Annotated in this window: 22 protein-coding genes; 8 read left to right on the forward strand and 14 right to left on the reverse strand. The window is 67.3% G+C overall.

What is annotated here, in order from left to right; translation table 11 throughout:
- Positions 1-4: 4 nt before the first annotated feature.
- From mnmG to U1701_RS03965, 4 genes are read left to right on the forward strand one after another with little or no spacing between them, the layout of a single operon-like run.
- Positions 5-1837 carry a tRNA uridine-5-carboxymethylaminomethyl(34) synthesis enzyme MnmG gene (gene mnmG / locus U1701_RS03950; protein ID WP_332781213.1) on the forward strand — a complete coding sequence of 611 codons (1833 nt, stop codon included), beginning with the start codon at positions 5-7 and terminating at the stop codon, positions 1835-1837.
- The gene (gene rsmG, locus U1701_RS03955) at positions 1834-2448 is read left to right on the forward strand and encodes a 16S rRNA (guanine(527)-N(7))-methyltransferase RsmG (RefSeq protein WP_332781214.1); all 615 of its coding nucleotides are present in this window, start codon (positions 1834-1836) and stop codon (positions 2446-2448) included. Before mnmG ends, rsmG begins: the two co-directional genes overlap by 4 nt.
- A complete protein-coding gene (locus U1701_RS03960; protein WP_332781215.1) occupies positions 2445-3224 on the forward strand; it encodes a ParA family protein in 780 nt (259 codons plus the stop codon). The genes rsmG and U1701_RS03960 overlap by 4 nt, the downstream gene beginning before the upstream one ends.
- Complete coding sequence (locus U1701_RS03965) at positions 3221-4123, forward strand: ParB/RepB/Spo0J family partition protein (protein ID WP_332781216.1); 903 nt, start codon at positions 3221-3223, stop codon at positions 4121-4123. The genes U1701_RS03960 and U1701_RS03965 overlap by 4 nt, the downstream gene beginning before the upstream one ends.
- Before the next feature lie 8 nt (positions 4124-4131).
- Here U1701_RS03965 and holA read toward each other — a convergent pair whose 3' ends face one another.
- The 4 genes from holA to U1701_RS03985 are packed head-to-tail and all read right to left on the reverse strand — an operon-like array spanning position 4132 to position 8659.
- Positions 4132-5151 (reverse strand): DNA polymerase III subunit delta, encoded by a 1020-nt coding sequence (gene holA, locus U1701_RS03970; RefSeq protein WP_332781217.1) that lies wholly within the window; start codon positions 5149-5151, stop codon positions 4132-4134.
- The gene (lptE, locus tag U1701_RS03975) at positions 5148-5642 is read right to left on the reverse strand and encodes an LPS assembly lipoprotein LptE (RefSeq protein WP_332781218.1); all 495 of its coding nucleotides are present in this window, start codon (positions 5640-5642) and stop codon (positions 5148-5150) included. The genes holA and lptE overlap by 4 nt, the downstream gene beginning before the upstream one ends.
- Complete coding sequence (gene leuS / locus U1701_RS03980; protein WP_332781219.1) at positions 5639-8206, reverse strand: leucine--tRNA ligase; 2568 nt, start codon at positions 8204-8206, stop codon at positions 5639-5641. The genes lptE and leuS overlap by 4 nt, the downstream gene beginning before the upstream one ends.
- Before the next feature lie 9 nt (positions 8207-8215).
- Entirely contained in the window at positions 8216-8659 is a 444-nt protein-coding gene (locus tag U1701_RS03985; RefSeq protein ID WP_332781220.1) for a DUF3576 domain-containing protein, read from the reverse strand.
- 274 nt (positions 8660-8933) lie between these two features.
- Here U1701_RS03985 and U1701_RS03990 point away from each other — a divergent pair, with 274 nt between their 5' ends.
- Positions 8934-9629, forward strand: a complete 696-nt coding sequence (locus tag U1701_RS03990; RefSeq protein ID WP_332781221.1) for a hypothetical protein — start codon at positions 8934-8936, stop codon at positions 9627-9629.
- Between the two features lie 19 nt (positions 9630-9648).
- Here the strand turns inward: U1701_RS03990 and U1701_RS03995 are convergent, their stop codons facing one another.
- The gene (locus U1701_RS03995) at positions 9649-10164 is read right to left on the reverse strand and encodes a thiamine phosphate synthase (protein WP_332781222.1); all 516 of its coding nucleotides are present in this window, start codon (positions 10162-10164) and stop codon (positions 9649-9651) included.
- A 21-nt stretch (positions 10165-10185) separates the two neighbouring features.
- On the opposite strand from U1701_RS03995, the gene U1701_RS04000 reads away from it, so the two are divergent.
- Together U1701_RS04000 and U1701_RS04005 are read left to right on the forward strand one after the other, a co-directional pair.
- Positions 10186-10842: a YggS family pyridoxal phosphate-dependent enzyme gene (locus tag U1701_RS04000; RefSeq protein ID WP_332781223.1), complete on the forward strand. Its 657-nt coding sequence runs from the start codon at positions 10186-10188 to the stop codon at positions 10840-10842.
- A complete protein-coding gene (locus U1701_RS04005; protein ID WP_332781224.1) occupies positions 10839-11513 on the forward strand; it encodes an HAD family hydrolase in 675 nt (224 codons plus the stop codon). The genes U1701_RS04000 and U1701_RS04005 overlap by 4 nt, the downstream gene beginning before the upstream one ends.
- On the opposite strand, the gene U1701_RS04010 is transcribed toward U1701_RS04005, so the two are convergent.
- From U1701_RS04010 to U1701_RS04030, 5 genes are all read right to left on the reverse strand, one after another.
- Complete coding sequence (locus tag U1701_RS04010) at positions 11490-11996, reverse strand: YdcF family protein (RefSeq protein ID WP_332781225.1); 507 nt, start codon at positions 11994-11996, stop codon at positions 11490-11492. The genes U1701_RS04005 and U1701_RS04010 overlap by 24 nt on opposite strands.
- Positions 11996-13039 (reverse strand): GTP cyclohydrolase II, encoded by a 1044-nt coding sequence (gene ribA, locus U1701_RS04015; protein ID WP_332781226.1) that lies wholly within the window; start codon positions 13037-13039, stop codon positions 11996-11998. Before ribA ends, U1701_RS04010 begins: the two co-directional genes overlap by 1 nt.
- Positions 13036-13818 carry an exodeoxyribonuclease III gene (locus U1701_RS04020; protein ID WP_332781227.1) on the reverse strand — a complete coding sequence of 261 codons (783 nt, stop codon included), beginning with the start codon at positions 13816-13818 and terminating at the stop codon, positions 13036-13038. Before U1701_RS04020 ends, ribA begins: the two co-directional genes overlap by 4 nt.
- A gap of 326 nt (positions 13819-14144) precedes the next feature.
- Positions 14145-14759, reverse strand: a complete 615-nt coding sequence (locus U1701_RS04025; RefSeq protein ID WP_332781228.1) for a LolA family protein — start codon at positions 14757-14759, stop codon at positions 14145-14147.
- Between the two features lie 81 nt (positions 14760-14840).
- A complete protein-coding gene (locus tag U1701_RS04030; protein WP_332781229.1) occupies positions 14841-17147 on the reverse strand; it encodes a DNA translocase FtsK in 2307 nt (768 codons plus the stop codon).
- 114 nt (positions 17148-17261) lie between these two features.
- On the opposite strand from U1701_RS04030, the gene U1701_RS04035 reads away from it, so the two are divergent.
- Complete coding sequence (locus tag U1701_RS04035) at positions 17262-18476, forward strand: UbiH/UbiF/VisC/COQ6 family ubiquinone biosynthesis hydroxylase (protein WP_332781230.1); 1215 nt, start codon at positions 17262-17264, stop codon at positions 18474-18476.
- A gap of 87 nt (positions 18477-18563) precedes the next feature.
- Here the strand turns inward: U1701_RS04035 and U1701_RS04040 are convergent, their stop codons facing one another.
- The 4 genes from U1701_RS04040 to U1701_RS04055 are packed head-to-tail and all read right to left on the reverse strand — an operon-like array spanning position 18564 to position 20446.
- Positions 18564-18755 carry a Trm112 family protein gene (locus U1701_RS04040; RefSeq protein ID WP_332781231.1) on the reverse strand — a complete coding sequence of 64 codons (192 nt, stop codon included), beginning with the start codon at positions 18753-18755 and terminating at the stop codon, positions 18564-18566.
- On the reverse strand, positions 18752-18898 hold the full coding sequence (locus tag U1701_RS04045; protein WP_332781232.1) for a hypothetical protein: 147 nt from the start codon (positions 18896-18898) through the stop codon (positions 18752-18754). Before U1701_RS04045 ends, U1701_RS04040 begins: the two co-directional genes overlap by 4 nt.
- Before the next feature lie 43 nt (positions 18899-18941).
- Positions 18942-19556, reverse strand: coding sequence for an LON peptidase substrate-binding domain-containing protein (locus U1701_RS04050; RefSeq protein WP_332781233.1), 615 nt, complete (start codon positions 19554-19556; stop codon positions 18942-18944).
- Complete coding sequence (locus U1701_RS04055; protein ID WP_332781446.1) at positions 19553-20446, reverse strand: tetratricopeptide repeat protein; 894 nt, start codon at positions 20444-20446, stop codon at positions 19553-19555. The genes U1701_RS04050 and U1701_RS04055 overlap by 4 nt, the downstream gene beginning before the upstream one ends.
- Positions 20447-20449 lie beyond the last annotated feature (3 nt).

Raw genomic sequence — 20449 nt, forward strand, 5'->3', positions numbered from 1 at the left:
AGCCATGTTCGACGTACTTGTCATTGGTGGCGGCCATGCCGGAACCGAAGCCGCTGCAGCGTCGGCCCGGCGCGGCGTGAAGACCGCGTTGCTCTCATTCGACGCCCGACAGATTGGCGCGATGTCGTGCAACCCGGCCATCGGCGGGTTGGGCAAGGGGCATATCGTCCGTGAGGTCGACGCGTTCGACGGGCTGATCGGCCGTGCTGCGGATGCCGCGGCGATCCACTATCGGATGCTCAACCGTAGCAAGGGTGCTGCGGTGTGGGGGCCGAGGGTGCAGGCGGACCGCCAATTATATGCCAGCGCGATCCAGGCTATGCTGGCGGCGACGCCCAATTTGTCGATTATCGAGGGTGAGGCGACCGAACTCGTGCTCGCGGGCTATCGCGCGATGGGTGTTGTTCTCGCCGACGGCACGGTTGTTTCTGCACGCGCGATCGTGCTGGCGACCGGGACGTTCCTGGGCGCGCGACTGTTCCGCGGGGATGAGCGCGAAGAGGGCGGGCGGATAGGCGAACGCGCGGCGAAGCCTCTCGCGGCGCAGCTGCGCGCGCGGGAATTGCCGATGGCGCGGCTGAAGACGGGGACACCGCCGCGGCTCGACGGACGGACGATCGATTGGGCCGTGCTGGCGGAACAGACGTCGGACGCCGAACCGTGGACGATGTCGCCGATGACGCCCGCGCGCCTGCTGCCGCAAATCGCCTGTGCGATCACGCGGACGACGACGGCGACGCATGACGTGATTCGGTCGGCGTTCGATCGTTCGCCGCTGTTCAGTGGTGCGATCGAAGGGGCGGGGCCGCGCTATTGCCCGTCGATCGAGGACAAGGTGCAGCGGTTCGGCGACCGCGACGGGCATCAGGTGTTCCTTGAGCCCGAGGGGCTGAGCGACGCGACGGTGTATCCGAACGGACTATCGACGTCGCTCCCGACCGATGTCCAAGTGGCGTTGCTGGCGACGATCCCGGGGCTGGAACGCGTCCGCGTGACGGTGCCGGGCTATGCGGTGGAGTATGACCATATCGATCCGCGGGCGCTCGATGCGACGCTGGCACTCGGCGCGATCACGGGCGTTTTCTGTGCGGGGCAGATCAACGGGACGACGGGGTATGAGGAAGCGGCGGGGCAGGGGCTGATCGCCGGACTCAATGCGGCGGCCTTTGCGTGCGATCTGGCACCGATCGTGCTCGACCGCGCATCGAGTTATCTTGGCGTGATGATCGATGATCTGGTTCTGCAGGGGGTGACCGAACCCTATCGGATGCTGACGGCGCGGGCGGAGTTCCGACTGTCGCTGCGCGCCGACAATGCGGAGACTCGACTCGGTGCTATCGCGCAGGCGGCCGGATGTTTGGGGGGCGAGCGGCGCGCGCACCAGGCGCGGCGCGAGTCCGATCGCGCCGTATTCAGGTCCGCGTTGACGCATGAACTGACCGCCACCGAGATTGCCGATCAGGGCGTAGCGGTGAGTCGTGACGGCGCGCGGCGAACCGCGTTCGACTGGCTGCGGTTCGATGGCGTGACGCTGGGGCATGTGGCGCCCGCGGCGGCGGAGGGTCTGTCGGCAGCGGTGGTCGCCGAGGGGCTGGAGGACGCACGTTATGCGCCTTATGTCGAACGTCAGGCTGCCGAGGTCGCGCGGATGCGGATCGATGAGGCGACCCCGTTGCCGGACTCGATCGCGTATGACCGGGTACCGGGTCTGTCGCAGGAAATGATCGATCGCCTGAGCATCGCCCGACCGGCGTCGCTCGCTGCCGCTGCGCGGGTTCGCGGGATTACCCCCGCCGCGCTGACCGCGGTCCTTTTGCATACGAGGCGCGCCGCATGACCGAGGACGATGCGAAAGCCTGGATCGCCGCCCAGTTCGGCGACGAGGCCGTCACCAAGATGGCGGCATTCCTCGAGATGGTCGTCGCCGAAGCGCCGCATCAGAATCTGATCGCGCCGTCGACGATCGAATCGATCTGGGCACGGCATGCGGTCGACTCGCTGCAACTGATCCCCTTTGGTCGGGAAGACGCAAAGAGTTGGATCGACATCGGCACGGGCGGGGGCTTTCCCGGACTCGCGGTCGCGATCGTCGCGCCGGTTCGGATGGTCCTGGTCGAACCGAGACGCCGCCGCGCCGACTTCCTGGGGCTGTGCATCGCCCGGCTTGGTCTCGGCGATCGCGTGTCGGTCGAAGCCAAAAAGATCGAATCCGTCGTAGCGACCGCCGACATCATATCGGCGCGCGCGGTCGCTTCGGTGGAAAACCTTTTGCGCGCAGCCGCGCACTGCGGCACAACGATGTCGCGGTGGCTTCTTCCGCGGGGGCGCCTTGATGAGGATGAACTCGCCGCATTGCAGAAACACTGGCGGTTTATGTTCCACGTGGAACAAAGCGTCACGAACGCGGAGTCGTCGATCGTGGTTCTGGACAAGGTCAGCGCACGGTGATCACGATCGCCGTCGCCAACCAGAAGGGTGGGGTGGGCAAGACCACCAGTGCCATCAACCTCGCCACCGCGCTCGCGGCGACGGGGATGCGCGTGCTGCTGGTCGATCTGGATCCGCAGGGCAATGCGTCGACCGGGCTCGGCATCGGCCACGCGGCGCGCGAGCGGTCGACTTACGACGTGCTCGTCGGCGAGACCTCGATCGACGATGCGGTCGTGCACAGCAAGGTGCCGCGTCTCGACGTGATCCCGGCCACCGTCGATCTGTCCGGGGCGGAAATCGAACTGGTCGACTTCGACGCCCGCACGCATCGCCTCGACAGCGCGATGAAGGCGGCGCGCGGCAATTGGGACATTGCGCTGATCGATTGCCCGCCGTCGTTGGGGCTGCTGACGATCAATGCGATGGTCGCGGCGGACTCGCTATTGGTACCGCTGCAATGCGAGTTCTTCGCGCTGGAGGGACTGTCGCAACTGCTCAGCACCGTCGAACGGATCCGGCAGCGGTTCAATCCGGGCCTGTCGATCCTGGGTGTCGCGCTGACCATGTATGATCGCCGCAACCGGCTGACCGATCAGGTGTCAGCCGACGTTCGCGCGGTATTGGGGAAAGTCGTGTTCGAAACCGTGATTCCGCGCAACGTGCGGCTGTCAGAGGCGCCCAGTCACGGGTTGCCCGCGCTGATCTACGACCATCGATGCTCGGGGTCGCAGGCGTATATCGCGCTAGCACGTGAGCTTCTCGTGCGGTTGCCGGCTGCGGCAAAAGCAGCATGAGCGAGGGAATGAAGCGCGGCCGTCCGGGGCTAGGACGTGGCCTCAACGCGTTGCTGGGCGAGATGGCGCGCGAGGCACCGGTCGCGCCGGGCAGCGCGCCGGTATCGTCGGGTGTGCGGATGCTGCCGGTCAGCTCGCTGTCACCGCATCCGGACCAGCCGCGGCGGCATTTCGACGAGGCGATGCTCGACGAGCTCGCAGCGTCGATCGCGTCGCGCGGGCTGATCCAGCCGATCGTGGTGCGGCCGCACGGGCACGACTATCAGATCGTCGCCGGCGAGCGGCGCTGGCGCGCAGCGCAGCGCGCCCGGTTGCACGAAGTCCCGGTCGTGGTCCGCGACTTCGACGATGCCGAAACCCTCGAGATCGCGCTGATCGAGAACATCCAGCGCCAGGACCTCAACGCGATCGAGGAAGCGCAGGCCTATCAACGGCTTGCCGGCGAATATGGCCATACGCAGGACGCGCTCGCCAAGATCGTCCACAAGTCGCGCAGCCACGTCGCCAATCTGCTGCGGTTGCTCGAACTGCCCGAGACGGTGCAGGCGCAGGTGGTGACCGGATCGCTGTCGATGGGCCACGCGCGGGCGTTGCTCGGTGCGCCGGATGTCGAGGCGCTTGCAGATCAGGTCGTTGCCCGCGGACTGTCGGTGCGCGAAACCGAGAAGCTGACGCGCGAGGCGAAGCCCGCCCGCCAGCGAAACGGCGGTGGCCGCGAAATGACTGAGTCGCGCGGTCCCGACGCCGATATCGCCGCGCTGGAACGCCAGCTGGCCGATCTGCTCGGCTTGCAGGTTCGTGTCGCCCATGCGGAGACCGGCGGTACGCTGACGATCAGCTATTCAACGCTCGATCAGCTCGACATGGTCTGCCAGCGGCTGACGGGCGGCGAGATCTAGGCAGGCGCCTAATTGCGGCGCGCGATGGCCTGGGCGAGCGTGGTGACCGCGGCTTCGGCGAGGACGGTGCCGGCATTGCCCGATGCCATCACCGCGCGCTCGGCGGCGCGGACCCGCGTTATCGCAGAGGCGAGCATGACCGGCGACCAGCGGCGCAGCGACCGGGCGGTCTGTGCCTCTTCCTTGTAGAAGACGCGGTGGCGTTTCATCACCGTATCGGCGGACTCGCCGCGATCGATCTCGGCGCGCATGTCGGCGAGCGCGATCAGCCGGCGCACGAGCTGGCGCAACCAGGGGATCGGCGAGGTCCCGGCCTCTTCGAGCCGCGCGAGCCCTGCACCGAGATCGGCTACGCGTCCCTCGATCACCGCGTCGATCGCGTGCGTCATCTCCGCATCGCCGAGATCCGCGCCGATCGCGTCGAGCGCGTCGTGATCGAGATCCTGCGGGCGGTCGGGCGCGGCATCGAGATACAGCGCGAGCTTCTCGATCTCGCGCGCCATCACCGCACGATCGCCGCCGGTGGTCTCGGCCAAGCGCCGTGCGATGCCCCCGGCGGGACGCAGGCCCTGCTCGCCTGCGATCGTCGCGGCCAGTCGCTCGGCGTCCTGCGCGGTTGGGGCGTAGCAGGCGAACGCCATCGCGCGGGGCGAATCGATCGCGAGCTTGACGATCTTGGCGCTGGTCTTGACGGTCGGTGCGATCACGACGACCGGATTGCCAGCGCGGTCGGCTTGCAGCAGCGCGGTCAGTGCGTCGAAGCTTTCCTCGCCAACCGGGGCGACGCGGACATAGCGGGCGGTGGCGAACAACGACATGCCGGCCGCCTCGTCGACCAACCGCGCGGGATCAGATTTGAGCGTCGCGCCGTCGAGGTCGACGCGTTCGGCATCCGCGCCCATCGCCTTGCCGAGGACGCGTGCGAGATCGGAGGCGCCCGCCTCATCGGGGCCGTGGAGCAGGTACAGGCGGATATCAGCGCTGGGTCTGGATAGCGCGCTGCGGATCTGGCCGGCGTTGGCCTTCACGGTTTAGCGGGCGTACGCCGCGCATACAGCGCGACGCGCGCGACAATTTGGTCCGCGACTATCGTCGACAGCCGCTCCAGCGCCGTGTTCTCCGCCGCGATCGTCGCATATTCGGACCGCACAACGTCGATGCCGGCATCCGACCCCGCCGTCGCGTCGAGCAAAACCGTCCCGTCGGTCAGCCGGACCAGCTGATAGCGTGCGCGCAGCACACGGCGTTCGCGCGACACGCTGTCATCCTTGCGGACGCCGAGCCCACTGATCTGGTCGTCGAGACGGATTTCGAGGCGGTACAGCGGCGTCCCCGACGCCTGAAGCCGGTCGCGCAGCGCATTGGCCATCAGCCAGCCCGACTTGCCCTCAATCGGTGCCACCTCGACTTGGCCGAGCGTCGATGCGACCGGGCCGCTGCTGCCGCCCGCATAGAGCGGGTGAAGACCGCAGGCGGACAGCGACAGGGCTGCCGTGACCAAAAGGGCTGCGCGGATCATGCGACGATGTTCACGAGACGGTCGGGCACGGTGATGACCTTTCGTGGCGGCTTGCCATCGAGCAGGCGGAGGATTTTGTCGGAGGCGAGTGCGGCGGCCTCGACCTCGTCCTTGGGTGCACCCTTGGCGAAGACGAGCGTGTCGCGCAGCTTTCCGTTGACCTGGATCGCGATCGTGACCTCGTCATCGACGAGCAAAGCGGGGTCCACCTCGGGCCAGGCGGCGTTGGCGATCAGTCCGGCGTTTCCGGCAGCCGCCCAGGCTTCCTCGGCGACGTGCGGCACCATCGGGCTGGCAAGCCGCATCAGCGTATTCACCGCGGTGTCGCGGTCGGCGGAGGGCGCTGCCTTCTCGATCGCGCTGACGAAGCTGTAGAGGCGCGCGACGGCTTTGTTGAACTGCAGCGCCTCGATATCGCCGGCGACGTCCTGCGTGGTGCGGTGCGCGAGCTTGCGAAGGGGAATGTCCTCGCCGGTGCCCGGCCCCCCTTCGGTCTCGACCACGCGCCACAGCCGCTGGACAAAGCGCCAGGCGCCCTCGATCCCCGATTCGGACCAGGGGAGGTCGCGTTCGGGCGGCGAATCGGAGAGCACGAACCAGCGCACCGCATCGGCGCCATATTGGTCGACGATCGGCTCGGGATCGATCGTGTTCTTCTTCGACTTCGACATTTTCTGTACGCGACCGACGTCTATTTCGGTCCCGTCACGCAATGTTGCGCCCGTCGGAGTCCGAACAATCTCATCCGGCGAATAATACCACGTCTGTGGAATTGGCTGGCCCTCATCATCGAGTGCGCCGGCCATTGAAAAATGCGTTCGAGAATAGGTCTCGTGCGTGACCATGCCTTGGGTGAACAGTCCGGCAAACGGCTCGGCGATGTCGAGCATGCCGATATGCTTGAGCGCACGGGTCCAGAACCGCGCGTAGAGCAGGTGCAGGATCGCGTGCTCGACGCCGCCGATATACTGGTTGACCGGCAGCCATTGCTCGGCGCCGGTGCGGTCGAACGGCTTGGCGTCCGGCTGGCTGGCGAAGCGGATGAAATACCAGGACGAATCGACGAAAGTGTCGAGCGTGTCGGTCTCGCGGCGGGCGGGGCCGGCGCAGGACGGGCATGGTACGGCCTTCCAGGTCGGATGACGGTCGAGCGGATTGCCGGGAATGTCGAAGCTGACGTCCTCGGGCAGGACGATCGGCAGCTGGTCCTTGGGCACCGGCACCGCGCCGCACGCATCGCAGTGGATGATCGGAATCGGCGTGCCCCAATAGCGCTGACGGCTGACGCCCCAGTCGCGCAGGCGGAACACGGTGGTGCCCTTGCCCCAGCCTTCGCCCTCGGCGCGCTCGATGACGGTGCGCTTGGCGTCCTCGATATCCATGCCGTCGAGGAAGTGCGAGTTCACCAGTGCGCCGGGGCCGGTCCAGGCGGTGTCGCCGACGAACACCGGCGCTTCGTCGTCGCCTTCGGAGACGACGCGCTTGACCGGAAGGTCGTATTTGCGCGCGAAATCGAGGTCGCGCTGATCATGCGCGGGGACGCCGAACACCGCGCCGGTGCCATAGTCCATCAGTACGAAATTGGCGATGTAGACTGGCAGTTGCCACGTCTTATCAAGCGGATGCGTGGCCCGCAGCCCGGTGTCGAAGCCGAGCTTCTCCTGCGCCTCCAGCTCCGCCGCGGTGGTGCCGCCGCGCTTGCAGAGCTCGATGAAGGCCGCCGCCTCGGGGTTCGTCTCGGCGATCGCGCGAGCGATCGGGTGATCGGCGGCGACCGCGACGAAGCTCGACCCGAACATCGTGTCGGGGCGGGTGGTGAAGACCTCGACCGATCCGATATCGGTAGCATTGGCGGACAGCGCGAATCGGAACTGCAGGCCCTGGCTGCGGCCGATCCAGTTTTCCTGCATCAGCTTGACCTTGTCGGGCCAATGTTCGAGCGCGCCGAGCCCGTCGACCAGCTCGTCGGCGAAGTCGGTGATCTTCAGGAACCACTGGCTGAGCTTGCGCCGCTCTACGAGCGCGCCCGAGCGCCAGCCGCGGCCGTCGATCACTTGCTCGTTGGCGAGCACGGTCATGTCGACCGGGTCCCAGTTGACCGCCGATTCCTTGCGGTAGACCAGCCCCGCCGCGAACAGATCGAGGAACAGCGCCTGTTCGTGGCCGTAGTAATCGGGCTCGCAGGTCGCGAGTTCGCGGGACCAGTCGAGCGCGAAGCCGAGGCGCTTCAGCTGCGCCTTCATCGTCGCGATGTTGGCGCGGGTCCAGTTGCCGGGGTGCACGCCCTTTTCCATCGCGGCATTCTCGGCGGGCATGCCGAACGCGTCCCAGCCCATCGGATGCAGCACTTCCATGCCGTTCATCCGACGGAAGCGTGCGAGCACGTCGCCCATCGTGTAGTTGCGGACATGGCCCATATGAATGCGCCCCGACGGATAGGGGAACATCTCGAGCACGTAGCTGCGGGGTTTGGTGGACGAATCGTCGGCGGCGAAGGTCTGGGCGTCGTCCCAGACCTTCTGCCACGCCGCGTCCGCCTTCAGTGCGTTGAAACGCGACGCCATGAGGTATCCTTAGCCCGCGATCGAAGCGCGGCGCAGGTCGCGAGCCTTGGTGAGGATGATGTCCTCGAGCTTCTGCGTGGTCGCGGCCTGGACCGGCGCGGAGACCCACTGGCCGTTCTGGTTGACCTCGCGCAGCGCGGCGACGCGCAACGCATCGGCGCGCAGATCCTGGTCGAGAATCGACACGGTGACCTTCATCCGCTCGGCCGGCGTTTGCGGGTTGACGTACCAGTCGGTGACGATGACGCCGCCGTTCGAGTCCGTCTGCAGCAGCGGCATGAACGACAGCGTGTCGAGGCTCGCGCGCCACAGATAGGCGTTGACGCCAATCGTGGTGATCTTCGACGCGGCCAGATCGGCCTTGGGGCGGGCGTTGCCGCCGCCGCATGCGGCTAGGGAAAGCGTGGCCGAGAGAGTGGCGACCACGAGCGCGGTGCGATGGCGGCGGAACATGGGCATCATCCTGGCAAGAAAACTAGGCTCTGCCTCTACAGGTGCGACCGGGGGGCCGCAAGCCGACGCCGCACGCCAGAACCGTGGGCCAATATCGCACGGGGTGCCCGCTGCGATGCTTTGCCGAATGGGGTCGTATGTGTGCGGATTGCAACACTTTCGAATAATCACGCGACGGGCGCCCGTGGCGGTATTTGCCCCGGATCGTTTCGTGGTAGGCGCCGTTCAACGACGGAATGTCAAAGGGGTGGAGTCGGTGGTTAGCAGGCGTGTGATGGCGGGAATGGTTGCTGGGGTGCTCGTCACCGCCGGCGCCCTTGTCGCGCCCGCCTTCGGTGCCTCCGAACAGCCCGCCAAGGTCGCGCGTCATGCGCAGGTCGGCATGCGCGGTCTCGGTGGCTTCACGCCGGCCGCCGCCGACCCGCGACTCGCGGCGCTGTTCGCCCGCGGCGGTGTCGATGCCGGCAGCTTCCGCTTCACGCCTGCGGAGACGCGGCGCGACACGCGTGCGGTGACGGTTGCGGTGCGCGCGCGGACGAACCGCAGCGCCGACACCACGCATCTCGCTGCGGCGACCCCGGCACCGACGGTCGGACTTGCGCCGATCGCGTATAATCTCGGCATGTCGGTGGGTTGGAAGCGATTCGCGATCTCGGGTGACGTCGGTCGTATCGACATGGCCGGCATGCCCGGCAGCCGCGAATCGGCGGACGTCGCGGTCAGCTATTCGGCCAAGCGCTTCACGGGCAGCGTGAAGGCGGCGACGGATCGTCCGCTGGCGACCGCGCCGCGCCTGATCGAGGAGTCGCCGACCTATTCGGTCGACCTGGGCGGCTCCTATTCGCTGACGCGCAACCTCGCCGTCACAGCCGGCGTGCGCTATCGTTCGGACCGCGAACAGTTCGCGCGGACCGAGGATACCCGGCGCGATAGCCAGGCGGTCTATCTGGGCACCGCGTTCCGGTTCTAAACGCTGACACGGTTGAGCCCTAAGGGGCCAACCACGCGTCGATCGCTGCCCAGCCGTGAAAACCGTTTAGCTTGCGCCACCGACGCTCGGTCATGCCGCCAAGCGCGATCATCGCAAGGCCGAGCCCGTGCCCGATCCGTGCTGCGGTCGACGGACCGATGCCACCCGCACCTGCATGCGAGCGGGTCGCGTAGACCGGCGAGATGAACAGGGCATCCGCACCCGCGCGCTTGCCGGCGAGCGCCTCGCGGCGATCATGCGCAGCCCAGGTTCGCAGTCCGTTCGTTGGCGCTGGCCCGTGAACCCCGTCGGCGCGCAGACGATCGATGCCGGCCACCACGACGATGAACCTGCGCGCGTTTGCCACGCGGCGGATCCGTCGGAGCAAGGCACGGCGCTCGGCCGGCGGGGTCGCGTAGTGGCGGAACACGATCCCCGATCCCGGCGGCAGGCGCCGTAGCGCGGGCCACAGCGAATCGCCCATGCGCTCGTCGGTCATCAGCCAGCGGATCGGGATGGGCTTTCGAGTACGCACCGCGCTGCTATAGCGCGCGGCATGACATCCGACACTCTTGCCGCAATCCAGGCGCGCATCGCCAAGGCTGCCACTATCGCCGATCGCCGTCCCGGTGACGTGATTCTGATCGCCGTTTCGAAGACTCACTCCGCCGAGGCGATCGAACCACTGCTGAAGGCGGGGCACCGCGTGTTCGGTGAGAACCGCGTCGCCGAGGCGGCCGGCAAATGGCCGGCGTTGCGCGATGCCTATCCGGGTGTCGAACTCCATCTGATCGGGCAGCTCCAGTCGAACAAGTCGGCCGAGGCGGTTGCGCTGTTCGATGCAATCCACAGCGTCGACCGGCCGTCGCTGGTCGAGGCGCTGGGCAAGGCGATCGCGGCCTCCGATCGCCGGCCCGATTGCTTCATCCAGGTCAATATCGGCGACGAACCGCAAAAGGGCGGCTGCGCGATCGCCGATCTGCCGGCCTTGCTGGCGACCGCGCAGGCGGCGGGCTTGCCGATCGCTGGGCTGATGTGCCTGCCGCCGGCGGACGTCGAGCCGGCCCCCTATTTCGCACTGCTGTCGAAGCTCGCGCGCGATGCCGGCCTCGCGGGGCTCAGCATGGGTATGTCCGACGATTTCGAGACCGCGGTGACGCTCGGCGCGACGCATGTCCGGATCGGCAGCGCGCTGTTCGGTGCGCGGGCATGAGGTTCGACGCGCTGCTGTTCGATTTCGACGGCGTCCTGATCGAGAGCGAGGCGGCAGGCAACCGCCAGATCGCCGAATGGCTGACAGCGGCGGGGCATCCGACCACCGCGGAACAGTCGATGGCGAACTTCATGGGGCTCGCCGGACCGCAATTCGTCGACGCGATCGAGCGTTGGATCGACCGGCCCTTGCCCGCGGACTTTCATGCCGCACGCAAGGCGGAAGATGCGCGGGTGATGGCGGCGGGCGTCGACGCGGTTGCGGGTGCGATCGCGTTCGTACGGTCGCTGCCCGCGGATCTGCCCAAGGCGATCGTATCGTCGAGTTCGACCGCGTGGATCGCGCGACACCTCGACCATATCGGCTTGCGCGACGTGTTCGGCGAGCATCTGTACAGCGGCCGCGAGCATGTCGCGAACGGCAAGCCCGCGCCGGACCTGTACCTGTACGGCGCGCAAAGACTAGGCGTCGCGATCGAGCGGACCGCGATCCTCGAGGATTCGCCGGTGGGCGCGACCGGGGCGGTGGCGTCGGGGGGCTATGTCATCGGCGTGTGCGCGGGATCGCATTGCGCGGCGGATCATGGCGCGCGGCTGGAGGCGATCGGCGCGAACGCGATCGCGGAGGATTTCGGCGCGGTCGCGCGGTTACTGGGGCTTGCGCCGGCGTAACCGGACCGCGGTGCCCGCGACCAGATCATAGGGCAGCGCCAGCGCCTCGCGCAGCGACATCTTCGCGCGGTAGCGTCTGCGACCGGCGTGCGGGAGGCGCACCGGACGCGTCTTCATGCCGAGCAGCGCGAACAGCATCCGGACGCGCGGCTGGTGATAGCCGTCGGTGCAGGTCAGGCATTCGTCGCAGCCATGCGCCTTGGCGAACCGGACCGCGGCGCGGACCTGTTCGAGCGTGTCGATGCTCGCTTCGTCGAGATGGATGCGGGCAGGGTCGATCGTCTCGGCCAGGATTCGCGCCATCACCGACGCCTCGGACGGACCATGCGCGCCCTTCGCGCCCGAGCAGAAGATGTGCGCTTCGGTGTAGCGCCGCGCCGCTGCCTCGGCATAGGCGATCCGCCGCGCGAGCGTCGGACTGGCGCGACCATCCGCCCGCACCGCCGCGCCAAAGATCACGATCAGGCGGCGCGGCGCGTTCATCAGAACTGGTGACCCGTACGATCCCGCTTGGTGGCGAGGTAGCGCGCATTGTGCGGGTTGGGCGGTAGATGGTGCGCGACGCGCTCGACCACGCTGACGCCGGCGGCTTCGAGTCCTGCAACCTTGGCGGGGTTGTTGGTCAGCAGGCGCACCTCGCGCTGGCCGAGCAGCGTCAGCATGCGTCCGGCGACACCGAAATCGCGCGCGTCGATCGCAAAGCCGAGCCGCGTGTTGGCATCGACCGTGTCGAACCCCTGGTCCTGCAACGCATAGGCGCGCAGCTTGTTGACCAGGCCGATGCCGCGGCCCTCCTGGCGCAGGTAGAGCAGGATGCCCCAGCCACTGGCGCGAATCGCGTGGATCGCTGCGTGGAGCTGCGGACCGCAATCGCATTTGAGGCTGCCGAGCACGTCGCCGGTCAGGCACTCGCTGTGCAGCCGGACGAGCGGCGGCCGGCCGTCGGGCTGGCCGATCAGCAGCGCGATATGCTCGTCGGCGCTTTCGGGGGAGCGGAACGCGACGATTTCGGCATCCTCGGCGCCATCGACTGGCAGGCGGGCGCGGGTCGCGATGGTAAGGCGGGTGGCGTCCTCGTGTGAGTCGATGTCGGCTGCGGTGATCGTCACCTCGGGCGCTCCGGTTCCCAGGAAGAACGCGGGGAGCAGGCCGGCGATCCTCGCAAGCCTGAGCGCAGCGCTCGCGGCGTGCGGATCCGGCACGGGGATCGTGCGGAACGGACCTTTGAGCGGCGTCGCGAGGTCGAATTGCGGGTCGGCGAGCGCAGTCGCGGCGGCGAAGTCGATCCACGGTGCGCGGTCGATCAGGACGGGGGCGGTGGGATCGGCGGCTTCGAGCTGGTTGGCGAGCTTCAACGTCACTGCGCGGCCGGACGAGATCAACACGCCGCCGGTTGCGTCGGGATCGAACGCCGCTAGCCGATCGGCGTCGGCGGTCTCGACCGCGAGCAGGGTCAGGCCGTCGATCGCGATCGGCCAGCCGCGGCGGAGCGCGTCGACCGCGCGTGCCGCGGCGCGCGCGGTCAAAACGCGAACTCGGTCATGATCGGGACATGGTCGGATGGTTTCAGCCAGCTGCGGCACGATTCGAAGACCGTGTGCGCGGTGGCGTGTTCGGCGGCACCCTTGGTGGCCCACATATGGTCGAGCCGGCGCCCGCGATCCGACGCCAGCCAGTCTTTGGCGCGGTAGCTCCACCAGGTGAACAGGCGGGCGGGGGCGGGGTGGAAATGGCGGCCGAGATCGGTCCAGTCGCCGGCCGCCCGAAGCTGGGCAAGTGCCGCGACCTCGATGGGCGTGTGGCTGACCGTGTCGAGCAGCTGTTTGTGGCTCCACACGTCCGATTCGAGCGGGGCGATGTTGAAATCACCGACCAGGATCGTCGGGCAGGAGAGGCTCTCCGACCAGCGGGTCATGCGGTCGATGAAGTCGAGCTTCTGGCCGAATTTGGGGTTCACCTCGCGGTCGGGCACGTCACCGCCCGCGGGCACGTAGACGTTTTCGAGCCGTACGCCGTTGTCAAGCCGTACGCCGACATGACGCGCCTCCTGGTTCGCCTGCCAGTCGAGCCGGTCGTCGAGCGTGATCGGCACGCGGCTGAGGATCGCGACGCCATGGTGCATGCGTTGGCCGTGCAGGACGATGTGGGTGTAGCCGAGCGCGCGGAATGCCTCGAGCGGGAAGTCGCCGTCGATGACCTTGGTTTCCTGCAAGCACAGGATGTCGGGTTCGTTCTCGCGAAGGAACTGTTCGACGATGCCGATCCGGAAGCGGACCGAGTTGATGTTCCACGAGACGATTTTCACGGGTGGGTAGGTAGGCTTGTGGAGGCTGTGTCACAAGATGGGCGTGACACGGGCAAAGCCCATGCCGTCGGAGGGGGCCTTGCCCCGCCGGCCGCGCTTGAGCGAGTCAGCAGGCTTGCCTGCTGCCGCTCTACGCGAAAGGCCCCCGCTCCCGGGGGCGTGGAGCGAGGGCCGACTCAGCGTTCGTCACGCAGGCAAAATATGGACCGACCAGGCAACAGGGGGGAAAATCCTGGCAGCCCCATATCCGCGAGAGCCCCTTAGGACTCTTAACCTGTCGCGCGGATGAATGGAGTGTAAGATCGCGTTCAGATTTACCGGGCAGATTATCGGGTCGTCGTGCGGCGCGGGTCGTTCCACCGGAATGTATTGTCGCTGACCGGGCCGCCGAACCGCTGGTGCGACAAACGGATCGTAGTGCGGTTGTTCTGGCTGTCGAGCGCGACCCAGCCCTGCAGCATCAATCCGGCGGGCGCCGCAGCGTCGCGCGCGAACACCAGCGTGATCCGGCCATATTCAGGGTGCTTTGGGTCGTTCGCCTCGACCGACACCAGGCGATTGTCGAAGCCCGGCACGAGTTTCGCATAGCGCGTGATGTCGCGGCTGGGGTCGAGCAACACGCCGAGCGGCGAGTTCTTGATCGGCCAGCGCTGCACCTGCTTCACCGAATAGTCGATGAAGGTCAGCGCGCCGCCCTCCGCGACGATCAGGATCGGCACGCCTTTCTGATACTGGAAGCGCAGCTTGCCGGGCTTCTTCAGCGTCAGCACGCCGGTCAGCACCTTGCCGTTGCGATCCGATTGCGAGAAGTCCGCGGTCATCGTCGTCACCGACTGGAGATGCCGCTGGACGGCGGCGAGGTCGCCGGTCGCCTGCGCCGACAGCGCGGCAGGCGCGCTCATCGTGACGGCGGCGATCGTGGCGATCAGAGGACGGTACATGAAATTCTCCTAGGCGCCGCGTCTGCGGGTCGCCGCTTGAACGCGCACTGAACCCGGTCGGGGGCCGTAGCGATCGATCCGCTAGATCGCGTGGCCTTCGGTGTCCCGCAGGACCTCGCGACGACCGACATGGTCGGGGCGGCCGACGATGCCGTCCTTTTCCATCCGTTCGATCAGGCGCGCGGCCGAGTTGTAGCCGATACGGAGCTGGCGCTGGAGCCACGAGGTCGAGGCCTTCTGGCTTTCGCAGACCAGCTGGATGGCGTTGCGATATTGCTGGTCCTCCGCCGAATCCTCGCCGGTCGGCGTGCCGTCGAGGACGAAGCCGTCCTCCGGCTCCTCGGTGACCGACGAGATATAGTCGGGCAGGCCTTGTGAGCGCCAATGATCGGCAACCGCGCGGACTTCATCGTCGCTGACGAACGGGCCGTGGACGCGGACGATGCCCTTGCCGCCGGGCATGTAGAGCATGTCGCCACGGCCGAGCAGCTGTTCCGCCCCTTGTTCGCCGAGGATGGTGCGCGAATCGATCTTGCTGGTGACGTGGAAGCTGATCCGCGTCGGCAGGTTCGCCTTGATCACGCCGGTGATGACGTCGACCGAGGGACGCTGCGTCGCCATGATCAGGTGGATGCCCGCCGCGCGCGCCTTTTGCGCGAGGCGCTGGATCAGGAACTCGACCTCCTTGCCCGCGGTCATCATCAGGTCGGCGAGCTCGTCGACGATCACGACGATCTGCGGCAGCACGTCGTATTCGAGCTTTTCCTCCTCGTACATCGGCGCGCCGGTGTCGGGGTGATAGCCGGTCTGGACTTTCCGGCCGAGCGGCTGACCCTTGGCCTTCGCGCCGCGGACCTTGTCGTTGAAGCTCGCAAGGCTGCGGACGCCGACCGAGGACATCTGGCGGTACCGGTCCTCCATCTGCTCGACCGCCCATTTCAGCGCGCGTACCGCCTTGGCGGGATCGGTGACGACCGGCGAGAGCAGATGCGGGATGTCGTCGTACATGCTGAGTTCGAGCATCTTCGGATCGATCATGATCATCCGGCACTGGCTCGGCGTCAGCTTGTAGAGCAGCGACAGGATCATCGAGTTGAGCCCGACCGACTTGCCCGAGCCGGTGGTGCCCGCGACAAGCAGATGCGGCATCGGCGCGAGATCGGCGATCACCGAATCGCCGGCGATGTTCTTGCCGAGGATGATCGGCAGCTGCGCCTGCTGGTCCTCGAAGGTCTGGCTGCCGACCAGTTCATGCAAGCTGACGGCTTCGCGGCGGGCGTTGGGCAGCTCGATGCCGATGACGTTGCGCCCCGGGATCACGGCGACGCGCGCGGAAATTGCCGACATGTTGCGCGCGATATCGTCGGCCAGCGCGATGACGCGACTGGCCTTGATGCCGGGCGCCGGTTCGAGTTCGTACATCGTGACGACGGGACCGGGCCGCACCTCGATGATCTGACCCTTGACGTGGAAATCGTCGAGCACGTTTTCGAGCAGCCGCGCATTGCGCTCCAGCCCGGCCTTGTCGATCACATTGCCCTGGCTGGGCGGCGAGGGGGTGAGCAGGTCGAGCGGAGGCAGCGTGTAGTTGTCGCGCAGGTCGAGCTGCGTTTGTGGCTTGGGCTTGGCCTGCGACGGCGCGACCTGCCGGTCCGCGATGACCGGGGCGGGGCGCGGATCGGGTTCCGCGACGGCGCGCGGTGTCACCGGCTTGCGCGTCAGCGTCAGCGGCTCCTGGTCGTCGATATCGTCATAGCCCAGGTCCTGCGGATCGAGATCGGCACGGCCGGTGCGGCGGAACCGCCAGCTGCGGTCACCGAGCTCGATCTCCAGGCTGCGGGCCCAGACGATCGCGCCGGCGACGCCGAGCACCAGCCCGAACGCGCGCGCGGACCAGAGTTCGGCGACGGGTTCGCCGATGAACGACAGCGCCCACTCCACGGTGTTCGATACCGCAAGACCGATCACGCCGCCCCAGCCGGCAGGAAGCGCGAGCACCGAGGAATCGGACACGAACGCAAGCGCGCTCGCCATCAACGCGACGCCAAGGCTGGCGTGGCGCAGCATCCGTGCCCAGCGCCCCGCGGGCAGGTCGCGCCACAGCCGCATCGCGACGATCGGCCCGACCGGTAGCAGCAGCGCGACGGCGGGACCGAACAGCGATAGCGAGATGTCGGCAAACCAGGCGCCCGGCGGGCCGATGAGGTTGGCGGGATAGCCGCCCGACGCGGTGTTGAGCGCGGGATCGCTGGCGTGATAGCTGGCCAGCGCGACCGCCATCGCCAGCGTTATCAGGAAGATCGCGATGCTCGCGATCAGCGCGCCGCTGCGCACCGCGCCGGCCTTTACCGTCTCACGCCACAAGGCTGGCTGCGCGCGGCTCGCCATGTCGTCATCCCCAATGTCTGCACGTCGTTTTCATCGTCCTCGCCGAGTCCGTCGTCAAGTCGGCGAGGGCATTGGCGCGTTGGCACGGGAGGGTTGGCAGGATAAAGCGACATCATGGATACAGATGTAATCATTCTCGGCGGCGGGCTGGTAGGCGCGACGCTCGCGGTCGCGCTCGACGTGCACGGGCTTTCCTCGATCGTCATCGATCCGGCGGATCCCGCCGTCACGCTGGCACCGGGGTTCGACGGGCGAGCTTCGGCGGTCGCGAGCGCCAGCCATCGGATGCTCGACGCGATAGGGGTCGGCGCGGCGCTGGCGGGTAAGGGGTGCGCGATCCGGCATATCCGGGTCAGCGACGGGCTGGAGCCTGGCGCACTCGATTTCATCCCCGACGCCGACGATGGCGCGCTGGGTACGATGTACGAGAACAAGCTGTTGCGGCGCGCGCTGTTCGATGCGGCCAGCGGTGCGTCTCGCGTCGACCTGCGGATGAAGACCCGGGCGGTGACGGTCGATCGATCGGCCGCCGGCGTGGTCGCGACACTCGATTCGGGCGATACCGTCCGCGCGCCGCTGCTGATCGTGGCCGAGGGGCGCAACTCGCCGACGCGCGAAGCGGCGGGCATTTCGGTAGCGCGGTGGAGCTATGATCACACCGCGATCATCGGTGCCTTCCACCACGAGCGGAGCCATGGGGATACCGCATACGAGATCTTCTATTCGGCGGGGCCGTTCGCGCTGTTGCCGCTGCCCGACGATCACGAGGGGCATCGTTCGGCGATCGTGTGGACGGTCGATGCTAAGGATGGCGCGGCGATGCTGAAGCTCGGCGACCGCGCGTTCCTGGCCGAGGCGGAAAAGCGGATGGGTGGGTTCCTGGGCGCGTTGTCGAACGCGAGCCCGCGTGCGTCCTATCCGCTGGGCTTCCATCATGCGGCGCGGATCACCGATACGCGGCTGGCGCTCGTCGGTGACGCGGCGCACGGGATCCATCCGATCGCAGGGCAGGGGCTGAACCTGGGGTTCCGCGACGTCGCGACGCTAGCGGAGGTGCTGGTCGAGGGCAAACGGCTCGGGCTCGATTTGGGCGATGCGGCGCTGCTGGACCGGTATCAGCGCTGGCGCGGGCTCGACACCTTCATGGTCGCGATCGCGACCGACTCGCTGACGCGGCTGTTCGGGGTGCCGGGCAAGACCGCGAGCGCGGTGCGACGCTTCGGGATTTCCGCCGTGAACGCGATCCCGCCGCTGAAAGACCGGTTCATGGCCGAGGCGCGTGGCGAGAGCGGCGATCTGCCGAAGCTGTTGCAGGGGCTGATGGTCTGATCCGGTCCGTCACCCCAGCGAAGGCTGGGGTCTCCAGAGGTTTTGGAGTTCGGGTCGGCGGCGCGCGTTATCGCTTGAGATGTCAGCCTACGCTGGCATGACGGGGTTGGAGACCTGGCGCGCTTCCTCCACGAGCATGACCGGCACTCCCTCGCGGATCGGGTAGGCGAGACCCGCCGCTTCGGATACGAGTTCCTGCGCGGCCTCATCGTAGCGCAGCGGCGTACGCGTGACCGGGCAGACCAGGCGTTCGAGCAGCCAGGGGTCGATCATGATCATTCGTCCTGTTGAGCAGATGGTGGCGCGGCAGCGGCACGGGTCGTGCGGGCTGCCTCACTGCCGATCCGGGTCTGTGTCGCGATGTGTTCGATCGCCGCAGCCTTTTTCGGTTCGAACAGGTTGGCGAAGAACATCCGCGCCATCATCGCCGCCCATGGCGTCGGCCTTTCCGGCGCGGGTCGGACTTCACTGCAGCGTGACCTGTTCGTCGCCGTCGTGGCGGCCGAAGAACTGCATTAACTGGATAATCAGTTCGGCGCGCGTCTCTATATTCGGCGCTTCGAGCAGCGCCTGCTTGGCGGCGGCATCGAACGGGGCGATCTGGGCGATGCCGTTGACGAGGCTCTCGTCGTCGAGCCGGCCGACCGCATCCCAGTCGACCGCATAGCCCTGCATGTCGGCGAAACGCCGCGATTCGAGTTCGAGCGACGATCGACGGCCGAGCGACAACGAGTCGTTCTCGATCGCGGGCAGCAATTCGGCCTCGACCTGCCGGAACGCGGTGGTGACATCCAGTTCGCGTACGATGCGGTAGAGTGCGACGCCCTCGAGCACGAGATTGTAGCGGCCGTCCTCAAGCGCTTCGACCTCGGCGATCTTGCCGACGCAGCCAATGTCGTAGAGCTGGCTGCCATCGGCATTCGGCCCGCTGCGTGGCTGGATCATGCCAATGCGGCGGTCGCGCGCCATCGCGTCGCTGATCATCGCGCGGTAGCGCGGCTCGAAGACGTGCAGCGGCAATTGCATGCCTGGGAACAGCAACGCGCCGGGCAGCGGGAAGATCGAGAGGCGCGTGCTCATCCGAACAGGATCGCAGACAGGCGTCGGCGCTGCGCCGAGACCCAGGGATCTTCGAGCCCGACGACTTCGAACAGTTTCAGCAATTGCGCACGCGCCGCCCCTTCGTTCCAGTCGCGCTCGGTCGCAATGATGGCCAAGAAACCATCGGCCGCGGCGTCGCGGTCTACCGCCATCTGCGCGTTGGCGAGCGCGAAGCGCGCGGCGAGATCGTCGGGGTTCGCGTCGACCGCGGCGATCAGCGGACTCAGATCCTCGACCGGGGGGGCGGACTGGGCAAGTGCAAGTGCGGCCTGGGCGCGAGTGACGGCAGGGTCCTTGGCGATCGTCGGATCGAGGTTGGCGAGCCAGTCGGCGGCCTCGTCGAGCTGGCCGGTCATGACCAGCGCGCGGACGAAGCCGGCATGGACCGCGGGATGATCGGGCGCCATTTCGGCGATCTGGCGGAAGATGCCGAGCGCGCGGTCGCCGTCGCCTTCGGCCAGCACTTCTTCGCCCATCGCGATCAGCGGTTCGATCTCCGCCTCAGCGCTGGCGGTGGGGGATTCGATTGGGAGCTGTTTGAGCAACTGGTCGAGCATCACGCGGATCGCCGATTCGGTGCGCGCGGGGGTCAGGTCGGCGACGAGCTGGCCTTGGAACATCGCATAGACCGTCGGGATCGACTTGATCTGGAATTGGGCGGCGATGAACTGGTTCTTGTCGGTGTCGACCTTGGCCAGCACCACACCCTTGTCGGCATAGTCGGCGGCGACCTTTTCGAGCGTCGGGGTCAGCGCCTTGCAGGGGCCGCACCATTCCGCCCAGAAATCGATGATCACGAGGTGCGTCATCGACGGTTCGACGACGTCGCGACGGAACGCTTCGACGGCGTCCTTCTCGGCAGGCGACATTCC

Source organism: Sphingomonas rhamnosi, from assembly GCF_036663615.1.
Lineage (GTDB): Bacteria > Pseudomonadota > Alphaproteobacteria > Sphingomonadales > Sphingomonadaceae > Sphingomonas.

Bases quoted from the DNA above. Each gene is read 5' to 3' on its own strand.
- mnmG (WP_332781213.1), top strand. From the start codon at position 5: ATGTTCGACGTACTTGTCATTGGTGGCGGCCATGCCGGAACCGAAGCC.
- rsmG (WP_332781214.1), top strand. From the start codon at position 1,834: ATGACCGAGGACGATGCGAAAGCCTGGATCGCCGCCCAGTTCGGCGAC.
- U1701_RS03965 (WP_332781216.1), top strand. From the start codon at position 3,221: ATGAGCGAGGGAATGAAGCGCGGCCGTCCGGGGCTAGGACGTGGCCTC.
- lptE (WP_332781218.1), bottom strand. From the start codon at position 5,642: ATGATCCGCGCAGCCCTTTTGGTCACGGCAGCCCTGTCGCTGTCCGCC.
- leuS (WP_332781219.1), bottom strand. From the start codon at position 8,206: ATGGCGTCGCGTTTCAACGCACTGAAGGCGGACGCGGCGTGGCAGAAG.
- U1701_RS03985 (WP_332781220.1), bottom strand. From the start codon at position 8,659: ATGTTCCGCCGCCATCGCACCGCGCTCGTGGTCGCCACTCTCTCGGCC.
- U1701_RS03990 (WP_332781221.1), top strand. From the start codon at position 8,934: ATGGCGGGAATGGTTGCTGGGGTGCTCGTCACCGCCGGCGCCCTTGTC.
- U1701_RS04000 (WP_332781223.1), top strand. From the start codon at position 10,186: ATGACATCCGACACTCTTGCCGCAATCCAGGCGCGCATCGCCAAGGCT.
- U1701_RS04005 (WP_332781224.1), top strand. From the start codon at position 10,839: ATGAGGTTCGACGCGCTGCTGTTCGATTTCGACGGCGTCCTGATCGAG.
- U1701_RS04010 (WP_332781225.1), bottom strand. From the start codon at position 11,996: ATGAACGCGCCGCGCCGCCTGATCGTGATCTTTGGCGCGGCGGTGCGG.
- U1701_RS04025 (WP_332781228.1), bottom strand. From the start codon at position 14,759: ATGTACCGTCCTCTGATCGCCACGATCGCCGCCGTCACGATGAGCGCG.
- U1701_RS04030 (WP_332781229.1), bottom strand. From the start codon at position 17,147: ATGGCGAGCCGCGCGCAGCCAGCCTTGTGGCGTGAGACGGTAAAGGCC.
- U1701_RS04035 (WP_332781230.1), top strand. From the start codon at position 17,262: ATGGATACAGATGTAATCATTCTCGGCGGCGGGCTGGTAGGCGCGACG.
- U1701_RS04040 (WP_332781231.1), bottom strand. From the start codon at position 18,755: ATGATCATGATCGACCCCTGGCTGCTCGAACGCCTGGTCTGCCCGGTC.
- U1701_RS04045 (WP_332781232.1), bottom strand. From the start codon at position 18,898: ATGGCGCGGATGTTCTTCGCCAACCTGTTCGAACCGAAAAAGGCTGCG.
- U1701_RS04050 (WP_332781233.1), bottom strand. From the start codon at position 19,556: ATGAGCACGCGCCTCTCGATCTTCCCGCTGCCCGGCGCGTTGCTGTTC.
- U1701_RS04055 (WP_332781446.1), bottom strand. From the start codon at position 20,446: ATGTCGCCTGCCGAGAAGGACGCCGTCGAAGCGTTCCGTCGCGACGTC.